The sequence below is a fragment of the Bordetella sp. 15P40C-2 genome (genome assembly GCF_009763235.1).
GTDB lineage: Bacteria > Pseudomonadota > Gammaproteobacteria > Burkholderiales > Burkholderiaceae_B > Bordetella_A.
This window is the reverse complement of record NZ_WSJA01000025.1, coordinates 217,791-236,069: the sequence shown is the minus strand read 5'-3', so window position 1 is coordinate 236,069 and position 18,279 is coordinate 217,791. Positions and strand designations below refer to the sequence as shown.

At 60.9% G+C, this 18,279-nt stretch carries 16 protein-coding genes; 14 read left to right on the top strand and 2 right to left on the bottom strand.

The annotated features are described in order from the left end of the window. Positions 1-36 precede the first annotated feature (36 nt). The 5 genes from GOQ25_RS11920 to GOQ25_RS11900 all read left to right on the top strand — a co-directional run bounded on the left by GOQ25_RS11920 (position 37) and on the right by GOQ25_RS11900 (position 4,685). Entirely contained in the window at positions 37-975 is a 939-nt protein-coding gene (locus GOQ25_RS11920; protein ID WP_370519942.1) for an NAD(P)-dependent oxidoreductase, read from the top strand. Between the two features lie 30 nt (positions 976-1,005). After that, a complete protein-coding gene (locus tag GOQ25_RS11915; RefSeq protein WP_160350677.1) occupies positions 1,006-1,956 on the top strand; it encodes a tripartite tricarboxylate transporter substrate binding protein in 951 nt (316 codons plus the stop codon). Positions 1,957-2,025: 69 nt separating this feature from the next. Next, positions 2,026-2,604 (top strand): amino acid synthesis family protein, encoded by a 579-nt coding sequence (locus tag GOQ25_RS11910; RefSeq protein WP_160350676.1) that lies wholly within the window; start codon positions 2,026-2,028, stop codon positions 2,602-2,604. A 138-nt stretch (positions 2,605-2,742) separates the two neighbouring features. After that, a complete protein-coding gene (locus tag GOQ25_RS11905; protein WP_160350675.1) occupies positions 2,743-3,708 on the top strand; it encodes a tripartite tricarboxylate transporter substrate binding protein in 966 nt (321 codons plus the stop codon). 26 nt (positions 3,709-3,734) lie between these two features. Beyond that, the gene (locus tag GOQ25_RS11900) at positions 3,735-4,685 is read left to right on the top strand and encodes a 2-hydroxyacid dehydrogenase (protein WP_160350674.1); all 951 of its coding nucleotides are present in this window, start codon (positions 3,735-3,737) and stop codon (positions 4,683-4,685) included. Here GOQ25_RS11900 and dauA read toward each other — a convergent pair. Beyond that, on the bottom strand, positions 4,672-6,450 hold the full coding sequence (gene dauA / locus GOQ25_RS11895; RefSeq protein WP_160350673.1) for a C4-dicarboxylic acid transporter DauA: 1,779 nt from the start codon (positions 6,448-6,450) through the stop codon (positions 4,672-4,674). The two genes, GOQ25_RS11900 and dauA, sit on opposite strands and share 14 nt — an antisense overlap. 214 nt (positions 6,451-6,664) lie before the next feature. Between dauA and alaS the strand changes: the two genes are divergently transcribed. The 6 genes from alaS to GOQ25_RS11865 all read left to right on the top strand — a co-directional run bounded on the left by alaS (position 6,665) and on the right by GOQ25_RS11865 (position 13,020). Further along, positions 6,665-9,286 carry an alanine--tRNA ligase gene (alaS, locus tag GOQ25_RS11890; protein WP_160350672.1) on the top strand — a complete coding sequence of 874 codons (2,622 nt, stop codon included), beginning with the start codon at positions 6,665-6,667 and terminating at the stop codon, positions 9,284-9,286. Next, positions 9,273-9,530, top strand: a complete 258-nt coding sequence (locus GOQ25_RS11885) for a sulfurtransferase TusA family protein (protein ID WP_160350671.1) — start codon at positions 9,273-9,275, stop codon at positions 9,528-9,530. Before alaS ends, GOQ25_RS11885 begins: the two co-directional genes overlap by 14 nt. A gap of 157 nt (positions 9,531-9,687) precedes the next feature. Then, positions 9,688-9,948 (top strand): 30S ribosomal protein S16, encoded by a 261-nt coding sequence (gene rpsP, locus GOQ25_RS11880; protein ID WP_160350670.1) that lies wholly within the window; start codon positions 9,688-9,690, stop codon positions 9,946-9,948. A gap of 44 nt (positions 9,949-9,992) precedes the next feature. Then, positions 9,993-10,616, top strand: coding sequence for a ribosome maturation factor RimM (rimM, locus tag GOQ25_RS11875; protein ID WP_160350669.1), 624 nt, complete (start codon positions 9,993-9,995; stop codon positions 10,614-10,616). Further along, complete coding sequence (gene trmD / locus GOQ25_RS11870; RefSeq protein WP_160350668.1) at positions 10,616-11,383, top strand: tRNA (guanosine(37)-N1)-methyltransferase TrmD; 768 nt, start codon at positions 10,616-10,618, stop codon at positions 11,381-11,383. The genes rimM and trmD overlap by 1 nt, the downstream gene beginning before the upstream one ends. A 233-nt stretch (positions 11,384-11,616) precedes the next feature. Beyond that, positions 11,617-13,020, top strand: coding sequence for a hypothetical protein (locus tag GOQ25_RS11865; protein ID WP_160350667.1), 1,404 nt, complete (start codon positions 11,617-11,619; stop codon positions 13,018-13,020). 101 nt (positions 13,021-13,121) lie between these two features. Here GOQ25_RS11865 and GOQ25_RS11860 read toward each other — a convergent pair whose 3' ends face one another. Then, positions 13,122-16,007, bottom strand: a complete 2,886-nt coding sequence (locus tag GOQ25_RS11860) for a valine--tRNA ligase (protein WP_160350666.1) — start codon at positions 16,005-16,007, stop codon at positions 13,122-13,124. A gap of 154 nt (positions 16,008-16,161) precedes the next feature. Here GOQ25_RS11860 and ndk point away from each other — a divergent pair, with 154 nt between their 5' ends. The 3 genes from ndk to GOQ25_RS11845 are packed head-to-tail and all read left to right on the top strand — an operon-like array spanning position 16,162 to position 18,269. Next, the gene (gene ndk, locus GOQ25_RS11855; RefSeq protein ID WP_160350665.1) at positions 16,162-16,587 is read left to right on the top strand and encodes a nucleoside-diphosphate kinase; all 426 of its coding nucleotides are present in this window, start codon (positions 16,162-16,164) and stop codon (positions 16,585-16,587) included. Between the two features lie 27 nt (positions 16,588-16,614). Continuing rightward, positions 16,615-17,760: a 23S rRNA (adenine(2503)-C(2))-methyltransferase RlmN gene (gene rlmN, locus GOQ25_RS11850; protein WP_160350664.1), complete on the top strand. Its 1,146-nt coding sequence runs from the start codon at positions 16,615-16,617 to the stop codon at positions 17,758-17,760. After that, positions 17,757-18,269: a RodZ family helix-turn-helix domain-containing protein gene (locus GOQ25_RS11845; RefSeq protein ID WP_160350663.1), complete on the top strand. Its 513-nt coding sequence runs from the start codon at positions 17,757-17,759 to the stop codon at positions 18,267-18,269. Before rlmN ends, GOQ25_RS11845 begins: the two co-directional genes overlap by 4 nt. Positions 18,270-18,279 lie beyond the last annotated feature (10 nt).

The following is an 18,279-nucleotide window of genomic DNA, read 5'->3' as shown; positions in this document are numbered from 1 at the left end:
TCGCCTGATTGGTGCCGAGTCCCTAGGATTTCAGCAGTGACGCGGGTCCTGTCCCGCGTGATTCGCACATCCGAGGAGACAACCATAATGAAGTTGGGACTGATAGGTGTAGGGAATATCGGCCAGCATTTCGCCAATCGTCTGCTGGCCGCCGGCCATCAGCTGATCGTGCACGATCGTTCGCGCGAGGCACAGGACCGGATCGTGGCGCGAGGCGCCATCGGCGCAAACAGCGTAGAGGAAGTCGCGCGGCAGACTCCGATCGTACTGCTGTGCCTGCCATTGCCCGCGATCGTGGCCGAGGTGGGCGCGCAGATCGCTCAAGCCGGCGGCGTGCGTATCTTGGTAGACCTGTCGACCACGGGGCCGTCCGTGACAAAAACCGTGGAGGCGCAACTTAGCGCCAAGGGCATTGCCATGATCGGCTCGCCCGTCAGCGGTGGCACGGTGGCGGCGGAAAAGGGCACGCTCGCCGTCATGGCCGCGGGCCCCAAAGAAGCCTATGACGAAATCGAACCCGTCCTGCACGTTATTGGCAAAAACGTCTTCTATCTGGGCGCGGATCCGAGCCTGGGCCAGACGATGAAGATCATCAACAACACGCTTTACGCCACCAGCATGATCGCCAGTTGCGAGGCGCTGGTCTACGGCGTCAAGGCCGGGCTAGACCCCCAGACCTTGCTCGATGTCATCAATGTATCCAGCGGACGCTCTTTCGCCACGCTGGAACGTATCCCGCAATGTGTGCTGGACCGCAGCTTCCCCGTGCGCTTCACCACCGAGCTACTGCATAAAGACGTAAAGATGTGCATGGACGAGGCGGAAAAACTCGGCGTGCCCATGTCGGTCAATCCCGCCGCGCGTCAGTTTCTGGCCTTTGCGATCACGCAAGGCGACGGCCCGCGCGATAACGTCTATCCGATTCGGCATATCGAAGAATGGGCCGGCGTGCAGTTCGGCGCCAAGCCCCAATGAATGCACCGCAATAAGTAGAGGAGACCGACGATGAGGCGGCGTGTATTCACGGCTTTGATGTGCGCACTTCCAATGTTTGCCTGGGCGGCCTATCCCGAAAAGCCCGTGCGCCTGGTGGTGCCTTTCACACCGGGCAGTATCACCGATGTGGTCGCCCGATCCCTGGCACAAGGCATGGAACGCGAACTGGGACAAAGCGTGGTGGTCGAAAACCGCGCTGGCGCTAACGGCACCGTAGGCACCGTCTCGGCGATACGCGCCGAGCCCGATGGCTATACCCTCTTCATGGTGGGTGTGAGCACCGGGGCGAGCAATGTCAGCGCTTTCAAAGCCTTGCCGTACGATCCCCGCCGTGACTTTGCTCCAATCGGATTAGTTGCTGAAGCACCTTTCATGCTGGTCGCGCGCGCTGACCTGCCTGTGCGCAGCGTTAAAGATCTGATCGACTATGCGAAGGCGAACCCCGGCAAGCTGTCATATGGCTATGGGTCGGGCAGCGCACAGTTATGTGGCGCTCAGGTGGTATCCATGGGAGGTTTCACGGCGACCCCGGTGGCTTATCGGGGCGTGCCGCAGGTCATGACCGACTTGATCGGCGGCGTGCTCGATTTCACCATCGCCGACATGGTCAACGGCCTGCAGCAGTCGCGTGCCGGAAAAGTGACACCACTGGGCGTGACCAGCAAGACGCGCTCGCCGCTGGCTCCCGAGGTCCCGAGCCTGGCAGAAGCCGGTTTGCCGGATTATGACTTGAACGTTTGGTTCGGCATGGCCGCGCCAGCGGGCACATCCCCCGACGTCATTAATCGCGTCAACAGCGCATTGCGCAATGTGCTGCAGTCGCCGGCATTGCAGCAGCAATTCACCTCTAACGGTTTAACGGTGCGTGCGTCATCCCCCGACGAATTTCGTGACCTCATCGCCTCGGATATCGATAAATGGGGGAAAGTCTTTGTCGACGCGGGCCTGACACCGCAATAGGGCCTCGGTACACGCATCGCGTAGCCGCGTATTTTCTTTTCTTTCGAACAAATCCAGGAGACACATCGCATGGCCATCCAAATTCGCAAGAAACTGCTCAACGTCGAATCCATCTACCACGAAGGCGGTCCTGCGCGCGAGACTCCGATCGTCATGGGGTCAATCGCCGTCGTGATCAAGAATCCCTATGCCGGACGTTATGTGGAAGACCTGTCCGAACTGGTCGCTGATTCCAAGGTGTTGGCCCAGGAGATCGTGCCCGAGCTGATGGAAGCCGTAGGTGGCGCGGACAAAGTCCAGGCCTATGGCAAGGGCGCGATTGTGGGTCTTAACGGCGAGCTCGAGCACGGCGCCATCTGGCACGAGGCAGGCGGATGGACCATGCGCGCTGCATTGCCCACGGCCAAGTCAATTGTGCCCGCAGCCAAGGTCGTGGCCGCCGCGGGCACACGTCTGCAGATCCCGCTGCACCACATTGAAGCCTGCTATGTGCGTAGTCACTTTACTACCATGGAGGTTGGCTCGATCGACAGCCCGCGCCCTGACGAGTTGCTGTACGCGCTCGTGGTTTCCACGGGTACGCGCGTACACGAACGCCTTGGCGGCTTGCGGGCCGCAGACATCAGCGTGGGCGACGGCCAGCGTTGACATGTCGGGCGCCGGCTCTGACGCCGGCGCCTGTCGCCACGACGGCTGTCATAGGGTACTGCCGTCGATTACAGGCAAATCAAAAAAACGCCGCGGGCCTGCTAATACAGCACCGACGAGCGCCATTAGGAGACTGCTATGAACAAAACGGTTGCCGCGATCGCGGCCAGTTTGCTGTGCGTCGGTGTCGTGTCGGCAGCACAAGCCGATAACTGGCCATCGCGTCCGATCACACTGGTCGTGCCGCTCGCCCCGGGTGGCAGTACCGATGCCACCGCGCGCCTCATCGCACAGAAACTGCCCAAAGAGCTGGGGCAGCCTGTCGTCGTCGAGAATCGCGCCGGGGCAGGCGGCAATATCGGCGCCGACTACGTTGCCAAGGCCACGCCCGATGGCTATACGTTTCTCATGCACACCAGTACGTTGCCAACCAACGTGACGCTGTATAAAAAGATGCCGCTCGATGTGCAAAAAGACCTCGCACCCGTGTCTCGCGTCTCGCTGATTCCCAACGTGCTGATGGTCAACACCAGTCTGCCCGCCAACACCCTGGCCGAGTTCATCGACTACGTCAAAGAGCGCAAAGACGCCGTGAATTATGGGTCGGCTGGCAATGGGACTTCGCAACAGCTCTCCGGCTCGCTATTCGGTCAGATGATAGGCACGCAGATGACGCACGTGCCATACAAGGGCGGCGCTCCGGCTAATGCGGACCTGCTTGCCGGTCAGATCCAGGCAGTGTTTTCCCCTATGGTGGAGATCTTGCCATTCATCGACAGTGGCAAGCTGCGTGCGTTGGCGGTCACGACCCCAGAGCGTTCTCCGCGCCTGCCAGATGTCCCGGCTATCGCCGAGTCGCTGCCCGGCTATGAGATCGTCTTGTGGAATGGCGTATGGGCTCCCGCTGGAACGCCCAAACCCATCATCCAAAAGATGAATCAGGCGATAAACGCCGTGCTCAACGATCCCGAAGTGCAGCAAACCTTTCGCAGCCAAGGATCCACGCCGGCAGGGACCACCCCAGAGGCTTTCGCCCAGCTGGTCGACAGCGAGATCAAGAAGTGGGGAGATCTGGTGAGGTCTTCAGGTGCGCGCATTGAGTAAATTTCCCGATTCAGAAGGATAGAAGCATGAAACCTGTGTTGTTGGTCCTGGTGTTCTTATCCGAAGAACATCGTGCGCTCGTGGGCGAGCGGTTCGATATGATCTACGCGCCGAACGCGCAGCTCGGAAAGGATCGCTCCAATGGCCAAGCCCAGATCGAGGCGCGTGGACGAGACATTGAAGTCGTCTTGACCAACGGCACAAACGGCCTGCTCGCCAGCGAGATCGATCAATTGCCCTCATTAAAGCTCGTCTGCACCGTGGGTGTCGGTTATGAAAACGTCGCCGTCGAGCATGCCAAGGCGCGCGGTATCGCCCTGGCCAATGCGGCGGGCACCAACGACGATTGCGTGGCCGACCATGCCATGATGTTGCTATTGGCCGCCATCCGTCGTTTGCCGTTCTTGAATAGAGAGGTGCGCAACGGACTGTGGCGTGACGATATTCCCCGTCCGCCGCATGTTTCCTTTCGCAAGCTCGGCATACTAGGCATGGGCGCCATCGGCAAAAAGGTCGCGCGCCGCGCGCTGGGCTTTCATATGGAGATCGGCTACCACAATCGTCGTCAACGCGACGATGTGGATTTCCGGTATTTCGCCGATGTAAAAAGTCTGGCCGAATGGTGTGACTTCTTGCTCGTCGCGGCCCCGGGCGGAAAGGAAACCTATCACATCATCAACGAATCCGTGCTGAATGCACTGGGCCCGCAAGGCGTGCTTGTCAACATCGCGCGCGGGACATTGGTGGATACGGACGCACTCGCGAGCGCCTTGCGCGAGGGCCGCCTCATGGCTGCCGCCCTGGATGTATACGAAGACGAGCCCACGCCGCCCGGCCCGCTGCTGGATCTGGACAATGCGGTGCTCACGCCGCACATCGCCGGCATTTCGCCACAGGCCATCGATCTGTCGGTGCGCAAGTTTCTCGAAAACGCCGAGAACTTTTATGCCGGCAAGCCGCTCGTCACGCCGATTTAGCCTCCACGGTGGGCGCGCTGGACGCAGCGCGCCAGCGATTGGCCACGACGATGGCTTTCTCCAAGTCGGCGCAGTACGTCAGCCGCCCCTTGTCCTTTTTGATACCGGCGCGGTGCAAGGCCGCGATCAGCGGCGCACGTAGTCCCACCAGAATCAAGGCTACACCCTCCTGGTGCATATTGTCGATGAGCGAATGCAACGCCACGATCGCCGTGCCATCGATGGTCGGCACATAGCGCATATCGATAAGTACGACCTTTACCTGCGGGTCGGCTTGGTGCAGGGACGTGAGGGCTTTTTCCGCGACGCCGAAAAACAAGGGCCCAGTGATCTCGTAAATCGCTAACTCCGACGACAGCTGGCTTGTTGCCACATGAGGCGCGGCATCAACGCGCTCCGTGCTCGTCACCATCGCCATGCGCCGTATAAACAGCGCCGCCGCCAGACCCATGCCCACGGCTACCGCCAGCACCATATCGAAGATCACCGTCAGGCCAAAACATATCACCAAGATAGCCACATCCTCGGCGGGCGCCGAGCGCAGGGTGCGCACGAAATGGCGCGCTTCGCTCATGTTCCAGGCCACGATAAAGAGCAAAGCCGCCAATGCCGACATCGGAATCAGGCCCAACGGAGCCGCCAACACCAGCACCGCCAGCAGCAACACCACGGAATGCGTCACCGCCGCCAGCGGCGATCGCGCGCCGCTACGAATGTTGGTGGCCGTGCGCGCCAGCGCCGCGGTGGCCGTGATGCCGCCAAAGAAAGGAGCCACAAGATTGCCTAGCCCCTGGCCGATCAGTTCCGCATTCGGATCATGCTTGGTCTTGGTCAGCCCGTCCGACACCACCGCGCAAAGCAGCGACTCGATCGCGCCAAGCAGGGCGATCGCAATGGCCGGCCCTAGCAAATTTCGGAACAGGTCGAGGTTGAGCGTCAGCGACTCTCCGTTCGGTCCCGGGAGCAACCAAGGGAGCGAAAACGAGGGTGCAATCGGAGGGATGCCAGCGCCCGTCTGCCCATGGGCTTCCCAACTGAAGCGCGATCCTATGGTCTCCACGACTGGCGCACCCGGCGCGCCGAACCAATGATTCAACCCATACGTGGCGATGGCGCCAACGATCAACCCGGCCAGTGGCGCAGGCACCGGCACCCCTAAGCGTGGCCAATACAACATCACGGCCAGTGCCAACACGCCGATGCCGAACTCAAAAGGGTTTAACGAGGGCAGGGCCGCCGCAATCTTGCTCAGGTTATCCAGGAAATGTTCACCCCGGCCTTCTATTGCCAGTCCTAGAAAATCCGGAATTTGCAGCACAGCGATAACCACCGCGATCCCGGTCGTGAATCCCAACACCACGGGGTAGGGCACAAACTCGATCAACCGTCCTAACTTGGCCACGCCCATGGCCACCAGGATCAGCCCCGCCATTAAAGTCGCGAGCAGCAATCCCCCCAAGCCATACTGCTGCACGATAGGCAGCAAAATGACAATGAACGCCGCGGTTGGCCCGGAGACGTTAAAGCGAGCCCCTCCCGTCAGCGCGATCAACGCGCCCGCTACGATTGCCGTGTATAGCCCGTGTTGCGGCGCGACGCCGGTCGCGATTGCCAGGGCCATCGACAAGGGCACCGCCACCGTCCCCACAGTCAGGCCGGCCAGCACATCCTTGCGCAGATCCGCCAACCCATAGCCGTCCCGCCACGCTGCCATGAGCCCGGTCGAGAGTCGTGGCAGGCGGCCCCAAGCTTTTTCAGGTGACATGTTTCAATCGTCTCCGCCCCGGCGTTGCAAGCCTACGCGAGGCATTTGGAAGAAATTGGAAGAAAAAGAACGATGTTAGTCTCTATTACGTGTTGAAACAATGATCCCTCCAAAGTGTGGCGGCCGTTTCGCGCCCATAGCCTACGCCCTTCCTGTCGCCGGCGGGCTTAGCCTCTATAATCAAAGATTCGCCTTATTCCCGGTTCGACCTCGCATGAAATCCTCAGAGATTCGCCAGAAGTTCCTGCAATTTTTCCAGTCCAAGGGGCATACGATTGTTCCTTCGGCCTCGCTCGTGCCGGGCAACGACCCCACGCTGCTCTTTACCAACTCCGGGATGGTGCAGTTCAAGGACGTCTTTACCGGCAAGGAAAGCCGCTCGTATACGCGCGCTACGTCCTCGCAGCGCAGCGTGCGCGCCGGTGGCAAGCACAACGACTTGGAAAACGTCGGGTACACCGCGCGTCACCACACCTTCTTTGAAATGCTGGGCAATTTCAGCTTCGGCGACTATTTCAAGCGCGATGCGATTCAGTACGCGTGGGAATTGCTCACCACGGTTTACAAGCTGCCGGCTGAAAAACTCTGGGTGACGGTCTACCAGGAAGACGACGAAGCCTACGACATCTGGGCCAAGGAAGTCGGCGTGCCCACCGAGCGCATCATCCGCATTGGTGACAACAAGGGCGCGCGCTACGCCTCGGATAACTTCTGGCAAATGGCCGATACGGGTCCTTGCGGCCCGTGTTCAGAAATCTTCTACGATCATGGCCCCGAGATCTGGGGTGGTCCTCCGGGATCGCCGGAAGAAGACGGCGACCGTTATATCGAGATCTGGAACCTCGTGTTCATGCAATTCGAACGCGACGCCGCCGGCAATCTCAATCCACTGCCCAAGCCCTGTGTCGACACGGGCATGGGCCTGGAGCGTATCGCCGCCGTGTTGCAGCACGTGCACTCGAACTACGAGATTGATCTGTTCCGCAACCTGATCAAGGCCGCCGCGCGTGAAACCGGCGTCAGCAACCTCGAGGAAAACTCCCTCAAGGTCATCGCCGACCATATTCGTGCGTGTTCCTTCCTGATCGTTGACGGTGTGATCCCCAGCAACGAAGGCCGCGGCTACGTGCTGCGCCGCATCGTACGCCGCGCGCTGCGTCACGGCTATAAACTCGGCCAGACCAAGCCGTTCTTCTACAAGCTGGTGCCCGATCTGGTGGCCGAGATGGGTGAAGCCTATCCCGAACTTGCCCAGACCGCCGAGCGCGTTGCGCAAGTGCTCAAGCAGGAAGAAGAACGCTTCGGCGAAACCCTTGAACACGGCATGAAGATTCTCGACGGCGCCTTGGCTGCCGTGCCCGCGGGCGGCCAGCTTGATGGCACCACGCTCTTCACGCTGTATGACACCTATGGCTTCCCCGTCGACCTGACCGCGGACATCTGCCGCGAGCGCAATGTCGAAGTCGACATGGAGGGCTTCGAATCCGCCATGGCGCGTCAACGCGATCAGGCACGCGCGGCCGGCAAGTTCAAGATGGCCGAGGGCCTGAGCTACGAAGGCAGCGCAACGCGTTTCGAAGGCTACGAAAAGCTCGAGCTCGATGGCGTCAAAGTCACGGCGTTGTATGTGGACGGCACGCAAGTCGAACGTGTACAGGCAGGCCAAAAAGCCGTTGTCGTGCTCGATGCGACGCCTTTCTACGCCGAATCCGGCGGTCAGGTGGGCGACACCGGCCTGCTCGAAGCCGATGGCGTGCGTTTTGCGGTGGCCGACACCATCAAGATTCAAAACGGCGTGTTCGGGCACCACGGTGAGCTCGAATCCGGCGCGCTGGCGGTAGGCGACACGCTCGTCGCGCGCGTGGACGCCGTTCGCCGCGCCCGCACTGTCCGCAATCACTCGGCGACTCACCTGATGCACAAAGCCTTGCGTCAAGTGTTGGGCAGCCACGTGCAGCAGCGCGGTTCGTTGGTCGATCCGGATAAGACCCGCTTTGACTTCGCGCACGATGCGCCTTTGACCGCGGAGCAGATCGCTCAGGTCGAAGCCATTGTCAATGCCGAAGTGCTGTCGAACCATCCGACGCAGGCTCGCGTGATGGCCTACGACGAGGCGGTTAAGGGCGGCGCCATGGCCTTGTTCGGCGAGAAGTATGGCGACACCGTGCGCGTGCTCGACATTGGTTTCTCGCGCGAGCTGTGCGGCGGCACGCACGTGACGCGCACCGGTGACATCGGCTTGTTCAAGATCGTGGCCGAGGGTGGCGTGGCCGCTGGCGTGCGCCGCGTCGAGGCGATCACCGGCGATAACGCGCTTGCCTGGGTGCAAAGCCAGCAGGCGCTGCTCGCGCGCGCCGCCGGCGTATTGCGCAGCACGCCCGCCGATCTGCCCGAGCGCATCGCGCAAATGCAGGATCAGGTCCGCGCGTTGGAAAAGGATCTGGATCAAGCCCGCAACAAGCTCGCTGCCAGCGCGGGTAATGATCTGGCGGCGCGCGCGGTGGACATCAAGGGCGCCAAGGTGTTAGCCGCTCAAGTCACCGATGTCGACCCCAAGGCCCTGCGCGGCATGGTCGACAACCTGAAAGATCGTCTGAAATCCGCCATTGTGCTGCTCGCAGCGGCGGGTCCCGACGGCAAGATCAGCGTGGTAGGCGGCGTGACGGCCGATCTGACCGGTCGCGTCAAAGCAGGCGAACTCGTCGGCTTTGTCGCCGGTCAACTCGGCGGCAAGGGCGGTGGCCGTCCCGATATGGCCATGGGCGGTGGTACCGACGCAACGGCACTGCCGACGGCCGTTGCCAGTGTCGAGGGCTGGGTCAATGAGCGTCTCTGATCCGGTGGCCGAACTGCCCGAGTTTCAGCACGATGTCGATGCCAGCGGGCTGACCTGCCCGCTGCCTATCCTGCGCGCCAAGAAAGCCTTGGCACAGATGGAAAGCGGTCAGGTGTTGCGTGTCATCACCACCGATCCCAAGGCCGTGCGTGATTTTCAGGCCTTCGCCAAGCAAAGCGGCAACGGCTTGGTGGCGCAGCACGAAACGCCTGATTCGGTTCAGCATTTCCTGCGGCGACGTTGATGGATTCGGGGCTATATCCCGGTCCGATGGCGTCGCGGCTATACTATGGTTCGTCGTTCTAGCGGCATGTTGTCGCCGGCTGATCTCGGGTCTTGCCGGCGCGCATGAATTAATGCTAGAATCTTTTGTTTTTCACAACTAATTCAAGGGATTACCTATGGTGGTGATTCGCATGGCCCGCGGTGGCTCCAAGAAGCGTCCGTTCTACAACCTGGTAGCTACCGATTCGCGCAACCGTCGCGATGGCCGCTTCATCGAGCGCGTGGGTTTCTACAATCCCGTCGCCAGCGAAGGCGCGGAAAAGCTGCGTATCGCGATGGATCGCGTAGAGTACTGGACCAAGAGCGGTGCACAACTGTCGCCCGCTGTTGAGCGTCTGGTCAAAGACTACTCGGCCAAAGTTTCCGCCGCAGCCTAAGGGCTCGCTGGTTACCTGCGCGTCGGTTTCGACTGCTTTAGCCCATGTCTGACGCCTCTACCCGCCACGCCGTGCCTGACGACTTAGTCGAATTGGGTCGCGTCACGGGGGCATACGGTGTCAAGGGATGGGTCAAGGTCCAGCCGCATTCTGCGCAGGCTGATACATTGCGCCGGGCGAAAACCTGGTGGCTGGCTCGCCTCGCTCCGGAAACGGCGCGGGGCGTTGTCGCGTCCGTGCCCAGCGCTGTACGTGTACTGCAGGCGCGTCCGCAGGGCACCACCGTGGTGGCGCAGCTCGAGGGCATCGACGATCGCGATCAAGCCGAGGCGTTGCGCGGGCAGACCGTGCAGGTGCCGCGCAGCGAGTTCCCGGCGACCGCCGACGACGAGTATTACTGGGTCGATCTGATCGGCTGCGCGTTTTATTCGGACGCCGAGGGCGAGCCTACCCGCGTCGGTATCGTCGAGGATGTCATGGATAACGGTGCCCACGCCATTTTGCGCGTGGTACTGCAAGACGCATCCGATGCCGCAACGACCCCCGCGCCCCGGCTCGACGCGAAGGGGCGCCCCATGGAAACGCTGGTGCCTTTTGTCGGTGCCCACATTCTTTCGGTCGACCTGGCGGCACGCCGTATCGATAGCAACTGGCCCACGGATTTGTGATGCGCTTTGACGTCGTCACGCTTTTTCCGGATATGTTCGGAACCGTGCGCGACTTGGGTGTCACCGGCCGCGCGCATACCCAGGGTCGGTGGGCACTAAAGGCATGGAATCCTCGTGATTTCACGCAAGACGTGCATCGCACCGTCGACGATCGCCCCTACGGTGGTGGACCGGGAATGGTCATGATGGCGGCCCCTTTGGAGGCCGCTGTTGCTGCTGCGCAGGCTGAACGGGCAGAGCAGGGCGCCGGGCTCGCGCCCGTCATCCTGCTTTCGCCGACTGGACGCCGCTACGATCAGGCCGCCGCGCAATCGCTCGCGGATAGCCCCGGCGCGATTCTCATTTGTGGCCGCTACGAAGGCATCGATCAACGCTTTATCGATCGGTGCGTTACGGACGAGATTTCGCTGGGCGACTTTGTACTGTCGGGCGGCGAAATCGCGGCGCTTGCCGTCATCGATGCCGCCATTCGCCTGTTGCCGGGCGTTCTCAACGACGGCGATTCCGCGTTACAAGATTCTTTTAACGACACGCTATCGGGCCTGCTCGATAGCCCGCATTACACTCGCCCTGAGGTGTATGACGGACAAAGCGTGCCGGCCGAGTTGCTAAGCGGCCATCACGCCAACATCGCACGCTGGCGCCGCGAACAATCGCTGCGCATCACCGCCGCCCGCCGCCCCGATCTGCTAGAACGCGCCCGCGCCCAAGGCTGGCTCACGCGCGCGGATGAACGCTTTCTCGCCACGCTCAGCGCGGGTCAATAACGCGCGCGGCTGGACCTCGCTGCCTTGCGAGGCATACCTCAACGTCAAGCTTTAACGCGTCGTCGCGATAGTCGGGGCAAGCTCCGAGTTCGTATGTCGGTATCGTCTTCTTTTCCTGGGGCTTTAGAGCTAGAGCGCGTGGGAGCGACGGATAAGGTTTCAATGCGGGTGCAGCTGCCAACTTGAGGCAGGCACTCACCTCTTTGTAACCTTTCTTATAAGCGAGCCAATCCATGTTTGCCGTGCAAAATCCATCGGGGCAGATGTCATCCGCGCAACCAGGACGCACCTCCTTTTCAGAGGACGGGGCCGAAGCTGAAATCCTTTCGGCGATATCCGCGAGCGACGTGCGGCAGGTCGCTGATCTGGTAGCGCGTCATGGCGCTGACGTGATTGCTGGCATGACAGACAAAGGGATCCACGTCATGGACCGCGTGATCGAAAGCGGTAGTTTGGAGATGAGGCGGTGGTTTCTGGAGTACGCGAGGAACCACCCTGATGTTTTCTTGGATTCGAGGACACGCAATATTGTCCGCCGGCTAGAGGGGGCGCAGCCAGATGGCGCTGCTCGGTCGGCTTTGGGCAGCGACGGCGCTGCGTACCGGCGTTTACGTCCGCATGGTGCCATTGTGGGCGAGATCGTCGATCATGGTCCGGTGGTTCCCGACGCCGCTGACCTACCGCGGCTTTTTGAATCCGCCATTCTGCGTGCTGATAAGCAGGCCGCGCAATGGTATTTCGACACCGGTGTGGAGTCGATTCCAGTTATGAGGCAGCTTGCCGACAAAGGCCGCGAGTCCGAGTTGGGATGGATGGTCCAGAATCATTTCGTGCGCGGCAACGATGTCCTGACCATCCTGGATGAAGCCGTCCAAGCGCAGAATCAGGGGCTGGTGCGAATACTAACCGGGCCTAAAACTGCATTGGCGGCCGTGGCGGCGATGAAGGATCAATCCAGCGAGGTCAAATTCGACGCATTAAAGCAATTCGTCGATGCGGGTTCCTCGCGCGAATCTCTGACGATAGAGGCCGCGAGGCGGCTGGCGCTTGCGGTCAAGGCAAAAGGCGATACGGAGCATGATTACGAAGTCCTGCAACACCTGGTGGGAGGGGGCGCACCCGCCTTGGCAGCGCTGGTAGATCAGGCCGAGCGAGGTAATCGTGTCACCGTGCAGGCCATGGTAGACGCGGGTACGTCGGAGGCTATCAATGCAGTGGAGTTTTTTCACAAGCGCGGCCATCGCGACGCTGCGGCGATTCTCGAGTATGCCATCTTGAAACAGATGCTTGAGGCGAATGCGCCCGTAGACCTAAAGAAGGGCTTTCTCGAGATGTTCCTCAGTTTGGGATGGACCGGGGGCAAAGAACTGCTGCGCGATAAGGTGATAGCAGGCGATCTCGATGGCGCGCGGATGCTTGTCTCGGCGGGCATGTCGCCGACGGAGCTGTTGACCTCGCTTGCTCTCGTGCAGCGCAGTGATCTCGCACCCGCCGCGATTGAGCTGGGCGCTGATCCGGCAGCCGCGACAAATCTGCTGCGCCGAGTACGCGCCCGGTTAGAAGCCGACGGCAAACAGGAGGCTGCGAATGCGGTTCAAGCAGCAGTCGACGAGTTGAATGCGCGCTTAGCGCAGTAATCTCAACATGCACGAAAGAAAAGGCGTCCGAGCTTTGTTCGGACGCCTTTCTGGCAAACGGCGGAATCGCCGTTATGTTCTGGCCTCTGGCCGTATACGGCTTACTTCAGTTTCGCCCACTGCTCACGCACCTTGGTCAGCGTTTCCGTGAACTGAGCCAGGCGAGCCTTCTCCTGCTCGACCACGGCTGCTGGGGCGCGTTCGACAAATCTCGCGTTGTTGAGCTTGCCATTGGCCTTGGCGACTTCGCCCTCCAGACGCGCGATTTCCTTATCCAGGCGTGCGCGTTCGGCGGCAACGTCGATCTCGACATGCAACATCAGTCGTGCCGTGCCGACGACCTGCACCGGCGCGCCCGCGTCGGGCAAGGTATCCGCCACATCAACTTGGCTGAGCTTAGCCAATGCGGCCAGATACGGACCATTGCGCGTCAGCGTGGCGGCATCGCCTTGGGCAATCAGCGGAACCCGCTGCGCGGGCGAGAGGTTCATCTCACCGCGTAGCGCGCGCACCGCCTCCACCTGCGCCTTCAGTTCGGTGACTTCGGCTTCGGCCTGGGCATCCACGAACTCCGCACTGCTGCGCGGGTAGGGTTGCACGCTCACGCTATCGACCGCACCCGGCGCACGTTTGCCCGCTACGACCGAGACCTTCTGCCACAGCGCCTCGGTGATGAACGGGATGATCGGATGCGCCAGTCGCAGTACGGCTTCCAGCACACGGATCAGCGTGCGGCGGGTACCGAGTTGTTGTGCCGGGGTGCCGTTTTGAATCTGCACCTTGGCGAGTTCAACGTACCAGTCGCAATACTCATCCCACACAAAGCGATAGATGGCATTGGCGATATTGTCAAAACGATAGTCGGCAAAACCGCGCTCGATTTCGTCTTCCAGCGCCTGCAGTTGGCTAACGATCCAGCGGTCCACGAACGACAATTCGCCCGGCTGATCGCCGCCCAGATCGTGGCCCTCGGTGTTCATCAATACATACCGGGTCGCATTCCACAGCTTGTTGCAGAAATTGCGATAGCCCTCGCAACGCTTCAGGTCGAAATTAATATTGCGACCCAAGGTGGCATAGGCCGCCATCGTAAAGCGCAGCGCATCGGTGCCAAAAGCCGGAATGCCATCCGGGTACTGACGGCGAGTAGCCTTCTCGATCGAGCCGGCCTGCTTGGGGTTCATCAGGCCATACGTGCGCTTGGCGACCAAGCCATCCAAATCGATACCGTCGATCAAGTCCACCGGGTCCAGCGTGTTGCCCTTGGACTTGCTCATCTTCTGGCCGTCGGCATCGCGAATCAGGCCATGCACGTAGACGTGCTTGAAAGGCACCTGGCCCGTCATGTGGGTCGACAGCATGACCATGCGCGCCACCCAGAAGAAGATAATGTCAAAACCCGTGACCAGTACGCTCGAAGGCAGATAGCGGCGCAGATCCGGCGTGTCCTCGGGCCAGCCCAGCGTCGTAAACGGCACCAGCCCCGACGAGAACCACGTGTCCAACACGTCCGGATCGCGCGTCAGCGGGCCGGTCACACCAGCCGCGCGCGCCTGTTCCTGTGCATCGGCTTCGGAATGCGCGACGAACACTTGACCGTCTTCCGAATACCAGGCCGGGATCTGATGGCCCCACCACAGCTGGCGCGAAATACACCAGTCCTGAATATTGTTGAGCCATTGGTTGTAGATCGTTGTCCAGTTTTCTGGATAGAACTTGATCTGGCCGTTTGCGACCACATCCAGCGCGACCTCGGTAATGCTCTTTCCGGGATGCAGCGTGCCTTCGGGCGCGGGCTTGCTCATGGCCACAAACCACTGATCAGTCAGCATGGGTTCGAGGACCACACCGGTGCGATCGCCCTTGGGCTGCATCATCTTGTGCGGCTCGACCTTCACCAGATATTGCTCGCTTTCGAGCTGGGCCACGATGGCTTTGCGCGCCTCGTAGCGTTCCATGCCTTGGAATTGCTTGGGCGCGTTCTCGTTGATGTGCGCGTCCAGAGTCAGGATGCTGATCAGCGGCAGGTTGTGGCGTTGCGCGCAAGCATAGTCATTAAAGTCGTGCGCGCCAGTGATCTTGACGCAACCCGTACCAAATGCGGGATCGACGAAGTCGTCCGCGATGATGGGAATCGTGCGGCCGCACAAGGGCAGCTCGACCATCTTGCCCACCAGGTGCTGGTAGCGCGGGTCTTCCGGGTGCACGCACAACGCGTTATCACCCAGCATCGTCTCCGGTCGCGTCGTGGCCACCGTCATGCCGCGCAGCGTGACCGTCTGACCATCCTTGTCCACGATGGTCTGCGGCCCGTCGACGAACGGATAAAGGATGTGCCACAGATGGCCGTCGACTTCCTCCGATTGCACTTCAAGATCGGATACCGCGGTCAGGAGCTTCGGATCCCAGTTGACCAGACGCTTGCCGCGATAAATCAATCCCTGTTGATACAGGCGCACGAACGTCTCCACCACGCCGCGCGACATGCGCTCGTCCATGGTGAAATATTCGCGTGGCCAGTCGGCGGAAGCGCCCAGGCGACGCACCTGGCCGGTAATGGTGCTGCCGGATTGTTCCTTCCATTCCCACACTTTTTCGACGAATTTCTCGCGGCCCAAGTCGTGGCGCGAGACCTTCTCGGCGTCCAGGCGGCGTTCCACCACGATTTGCGTGGCGATGCCGGCGTGGTCGGTGCCAGGAATGAATACCGTATCGTCGCCGCGCATACGGTGATAGCGCACCAGGCCGTCCATGATGGTCTGGTTAAACGCGTGCCCCATGTGCAGCGTGCCTGTCACGTTCGGGGGTGGGAACTGGATCACGAACGGTTCGGGATCTGTCCCATTTTTTACGTGCTGGCCCGCCGCGAAATACCCACGGCGTTCCCATTCGTTGTACCAGTGCGCTTCCAGCGCTGCGGGCTCGAAACTCTTGGGTAATTCTGCGGTGTCTGTGTCAGAGGGGTGAGGAGCAGCGGCTTCGGTCATTACAGGATTCCGGCTAAAGACGAGGGCCTGGCGGATTCACGGCCAAGCAAACCGCTCATTTTAAGATGTATTGGGCTTCTGGCGGCGTGTTAGAATGTCGGGTTACTGTAAACCTTACAGAAGTCCCTGTTTTTATTAGGAATTTGGAGTCTCCATGTCCGTCCAACGCACTCTCTCGATCATCAAGCCCGACGCCGTGGCCAAGAATGTCATCGGCCAAATCGTCGCCCGTTTCGAAAACGCCGGCCTGAAAGTCATCGCTGCCCGCATGCAGCAACTGTCGCGCACCGATGCCGAGCGTTTCTACGCCGTGCACAAAGAGCGCCCCTTCTTCAAGGACCTGGTCGACTTCATGGTCTCGGGCCCCGTCTTCGTGCAAGTGCTCGAAGGCGAAAACGCCATCCAGAAAAACCGCGACCTGATGGGCGCCACCGACCCGAAAAAAGCCGACGCCGGCACCATTCGTGCTGACTTCGCTGACAGCATCGACGCCAACGCCGTGCACGGTTCGGACGCTCCCGAAACCGCCGCCGTTGAAATCGCTTTCTTCTTCCCCGAAATCAACATCCACAGCCGTTGATTTGGGATAGCTTTGCCTGAGATCGTCATGGACACCGCCGAACGCGTCAACCTGCTGGGGCTGGACTCCGCCAAACTCGCCGACCTGGTCGCGCAGTGGGGCGGCAAGCCTTTTCGCGCCCGCCAATTACAGCGCTGGGTGCACCAGCGCGGTGCTGACACGTTCGACGCCATGACCGACCTCGCTCGCGAATTTCGCGGGCAACTGGCTGAGCACTGCACGATCGAGGCGCCGCCGGTCAATACCGAGCAGCGCTCGTCCGACGGCACGCGCAAGTGGCTGTTCGACGTCGGGCAGGGCAATGCCATCGAAACGGTCTTCATCCCCGAAGACGACCGCGGCACGCTATGCGTGTCCAGCCAGGCCGGCTGTGCGGTCAACTGCCGTTTCTGTTCTACCGGCCACCAAGGCTTTAATCGCAATCTGCGCACCAGCGAGATCATCGGTCAGCTGTGGTGGGCCAAACGCATACTCGAAGCCGACGCCAGCAGCGCTCGACTGAACGGCGCGCGCGGCGAAGACACGCGTGTGATCAGCAATGTGGTCATGATGGGCATGGGCGAGCCTTTGCTCAACTACGATCAGTTGGTGCCCGCGTTGCGCTTGATGCTCGATGACAATGCCTATGGTCTATCGCGCCGTCGTGTGACCGTATCCACCTCCGGCGTGGTCCCTATGATGGACCGCCTCGCACAGGACTGTCCGGTCGCGCTTGCCGTTTCGCTGCATGCGCCCACCGACGATCTGCGCGACGAGCTGGTGCCGTTGAATAAAAAGTATCCCTTGGCGGAGTTGCTCGCGGCGTGCGAACGCTATCTCGAGCATGCCCCGCGGGATTTCATCACTTTCGAATACTGCATGCTGGATGGCGTCAACGACACCGACCAGCATGCCAAAGCGCTCATCCAGGTAGCGCGTCAGGTGCGCTGCAAGCTCAACCTGATCCCCTTTAACCCGTTCCCGGCCTCCGGTCTGAAGCGCTCGCCCGCCGCGCGCGTCAAGGTCTTTGCTCAGCGTCTCATGGATGCTGGCATCGTCACCACCGTGCGCAAGACGCGCGGTGATGACATCGACGCGGCTTGCGGCCAGCTCGCCGGCGAGGTTCGAGATCGCACTCGCGTGGCCCAGCGTAACGCGGCGCGCACGATTCCTATTGCACAGGTGCAGGCATGACAGAGGGGCTTAATTCCGCAGCGATTCCTGCACGTCCCACGACGTCGCCCGCTGCGGCCAAGACTGACGGTGTGGTGTCTGTCGGGGAATCGCTGAAAACGCTGCGCGCAGCGCGCGGACTGTCCCTCGAAGACGTCTCCGAACGAATCAAGTTCGCTCCCCGCCAGATCGAAGCCCTCGAAGCAGAACAATGGGATAAATTACCCAAGGGCATGTCGCTGCGAGGCCTCGTCCGCAGCTACGCGCGCTTGCTGGAAACCGACCCTGCCGCGCTGATTGCATCGGTCGAAAGCCATGTTGGCGCCTTGTCTGCGCCCGGCTCGGTGCACCGTGAATCTCGTACCGTACCGGTGGCTGTCAATGGCTCGGGCGAGGATCGCGGTGGTTCCTCGTGGGGCTGGACGTTTATTATTTTGGCGCTGCTGGCAGGGTTGTTTGCTTACGCCATATGGCAGCATTGGATCCCCGCCGACTGGCTGCCTTCGTGGTTGGCCGGCGCACAATCGTAATTCACTACAC

Coding starts and splice junctions, on each gene's coding strand:
- GOQ25_RS11900 (WP_160350674.1), top strand. CDS start 3,735: ATGAAACCTGTGTTGTTGGTCCTGGTGTTCTTATCCGAAGAACATCGT.
- GOQ25_RS11865 (WP_160350667.1), top strand. CDS start 11,617: ATGTTTGCCGTGCAAAATCCATCGGGGCAGATGTCATCCGCGCAACCA.
- ndk (WP_160350665.1), top strand. CDS start 16,162: ATGTCCGTCCAACGCACTCTCTCGATCATCAAGCCCGACGCCGTGGCC.
- rimM (WP_160350669.1), top strand. CDS start 9,993: ATGTCTGACGCCTCTACCCGCCACGCCGTGCCTGACGACTTAGTCGAA.
- dauA (WP_160350673.1), bottom strand. CDS start 6,450: ATGTCACCTGAAAAAGCTTGGGGCCGCCTGCCACGACTCTCGACCGGG.
- alaS (WP_160350672.1), top strand. CDS start 6,665: ATGAAATCCTCAGAGATTCGCCAGAAGTTCCTGCAATTTTTCCAGTCC.
- rpsP (WP_160350670.1), top strand. CDS start 9,688: ATGGTGGTGATTCGCATGGCCCGCGGTGGCTCCAAGAAGCGTCCGTTC.
- trmD (WP_160350668.1), top strand. CDS start 10,616: ATGCGCTTTGACGTCGTCACGCTTTTTCCGGATATGTTCGGAACCGTG.
- GOQ25_RS11910 (WP_160350676.1), top strand. CDS start 2,026: ATGGCCATCCAAATTCGCAAGAAACTGCTCAACGTCGAATCCATCTAC.
- rlmN (WP_160350664.1), top strand. CDS start 16,615: ATGGACACCGCCGAACGCGTCAACCTGCTGGGGCTGGACTCCGCCAAA.
- GOQ25_RS11860 (WP_160350666.1), bottom strand. CDS start 16,007: ATGACCGAAGCCGCTGCTCCTCACCCCTCTGACACAGACACCGCAGAA.
- GOQ25_RS11915 (WP_160350677.1), top strand. CDS start 1,006: ATGAGGCGGCGTGTATTCACGGCTTTGATGTGCGCACTTCCAATGTTT.
- GOQ25_RS11905 (WP_160350675.1), top strand. CDS start 2,743: ATGAACAAAACGGTTGCCGCGATCGCGGCCAGTTTGCTGTGCGTCGGT.
- GOQ25_RS11845 (WP_160350663.1), top strand. CDS start 17,757: ATGACAGAGGGGCTTAATTCCGCAGCGATTCCTGCACGTCCCACGACG.
- GOQ25_RS11885 (WP_160350671.1), top strand. CDS start 9,273: ATGAGCGTCTCTGATCCGGTGGCCGAACTGCCCGAGTTTCAGCACGAT.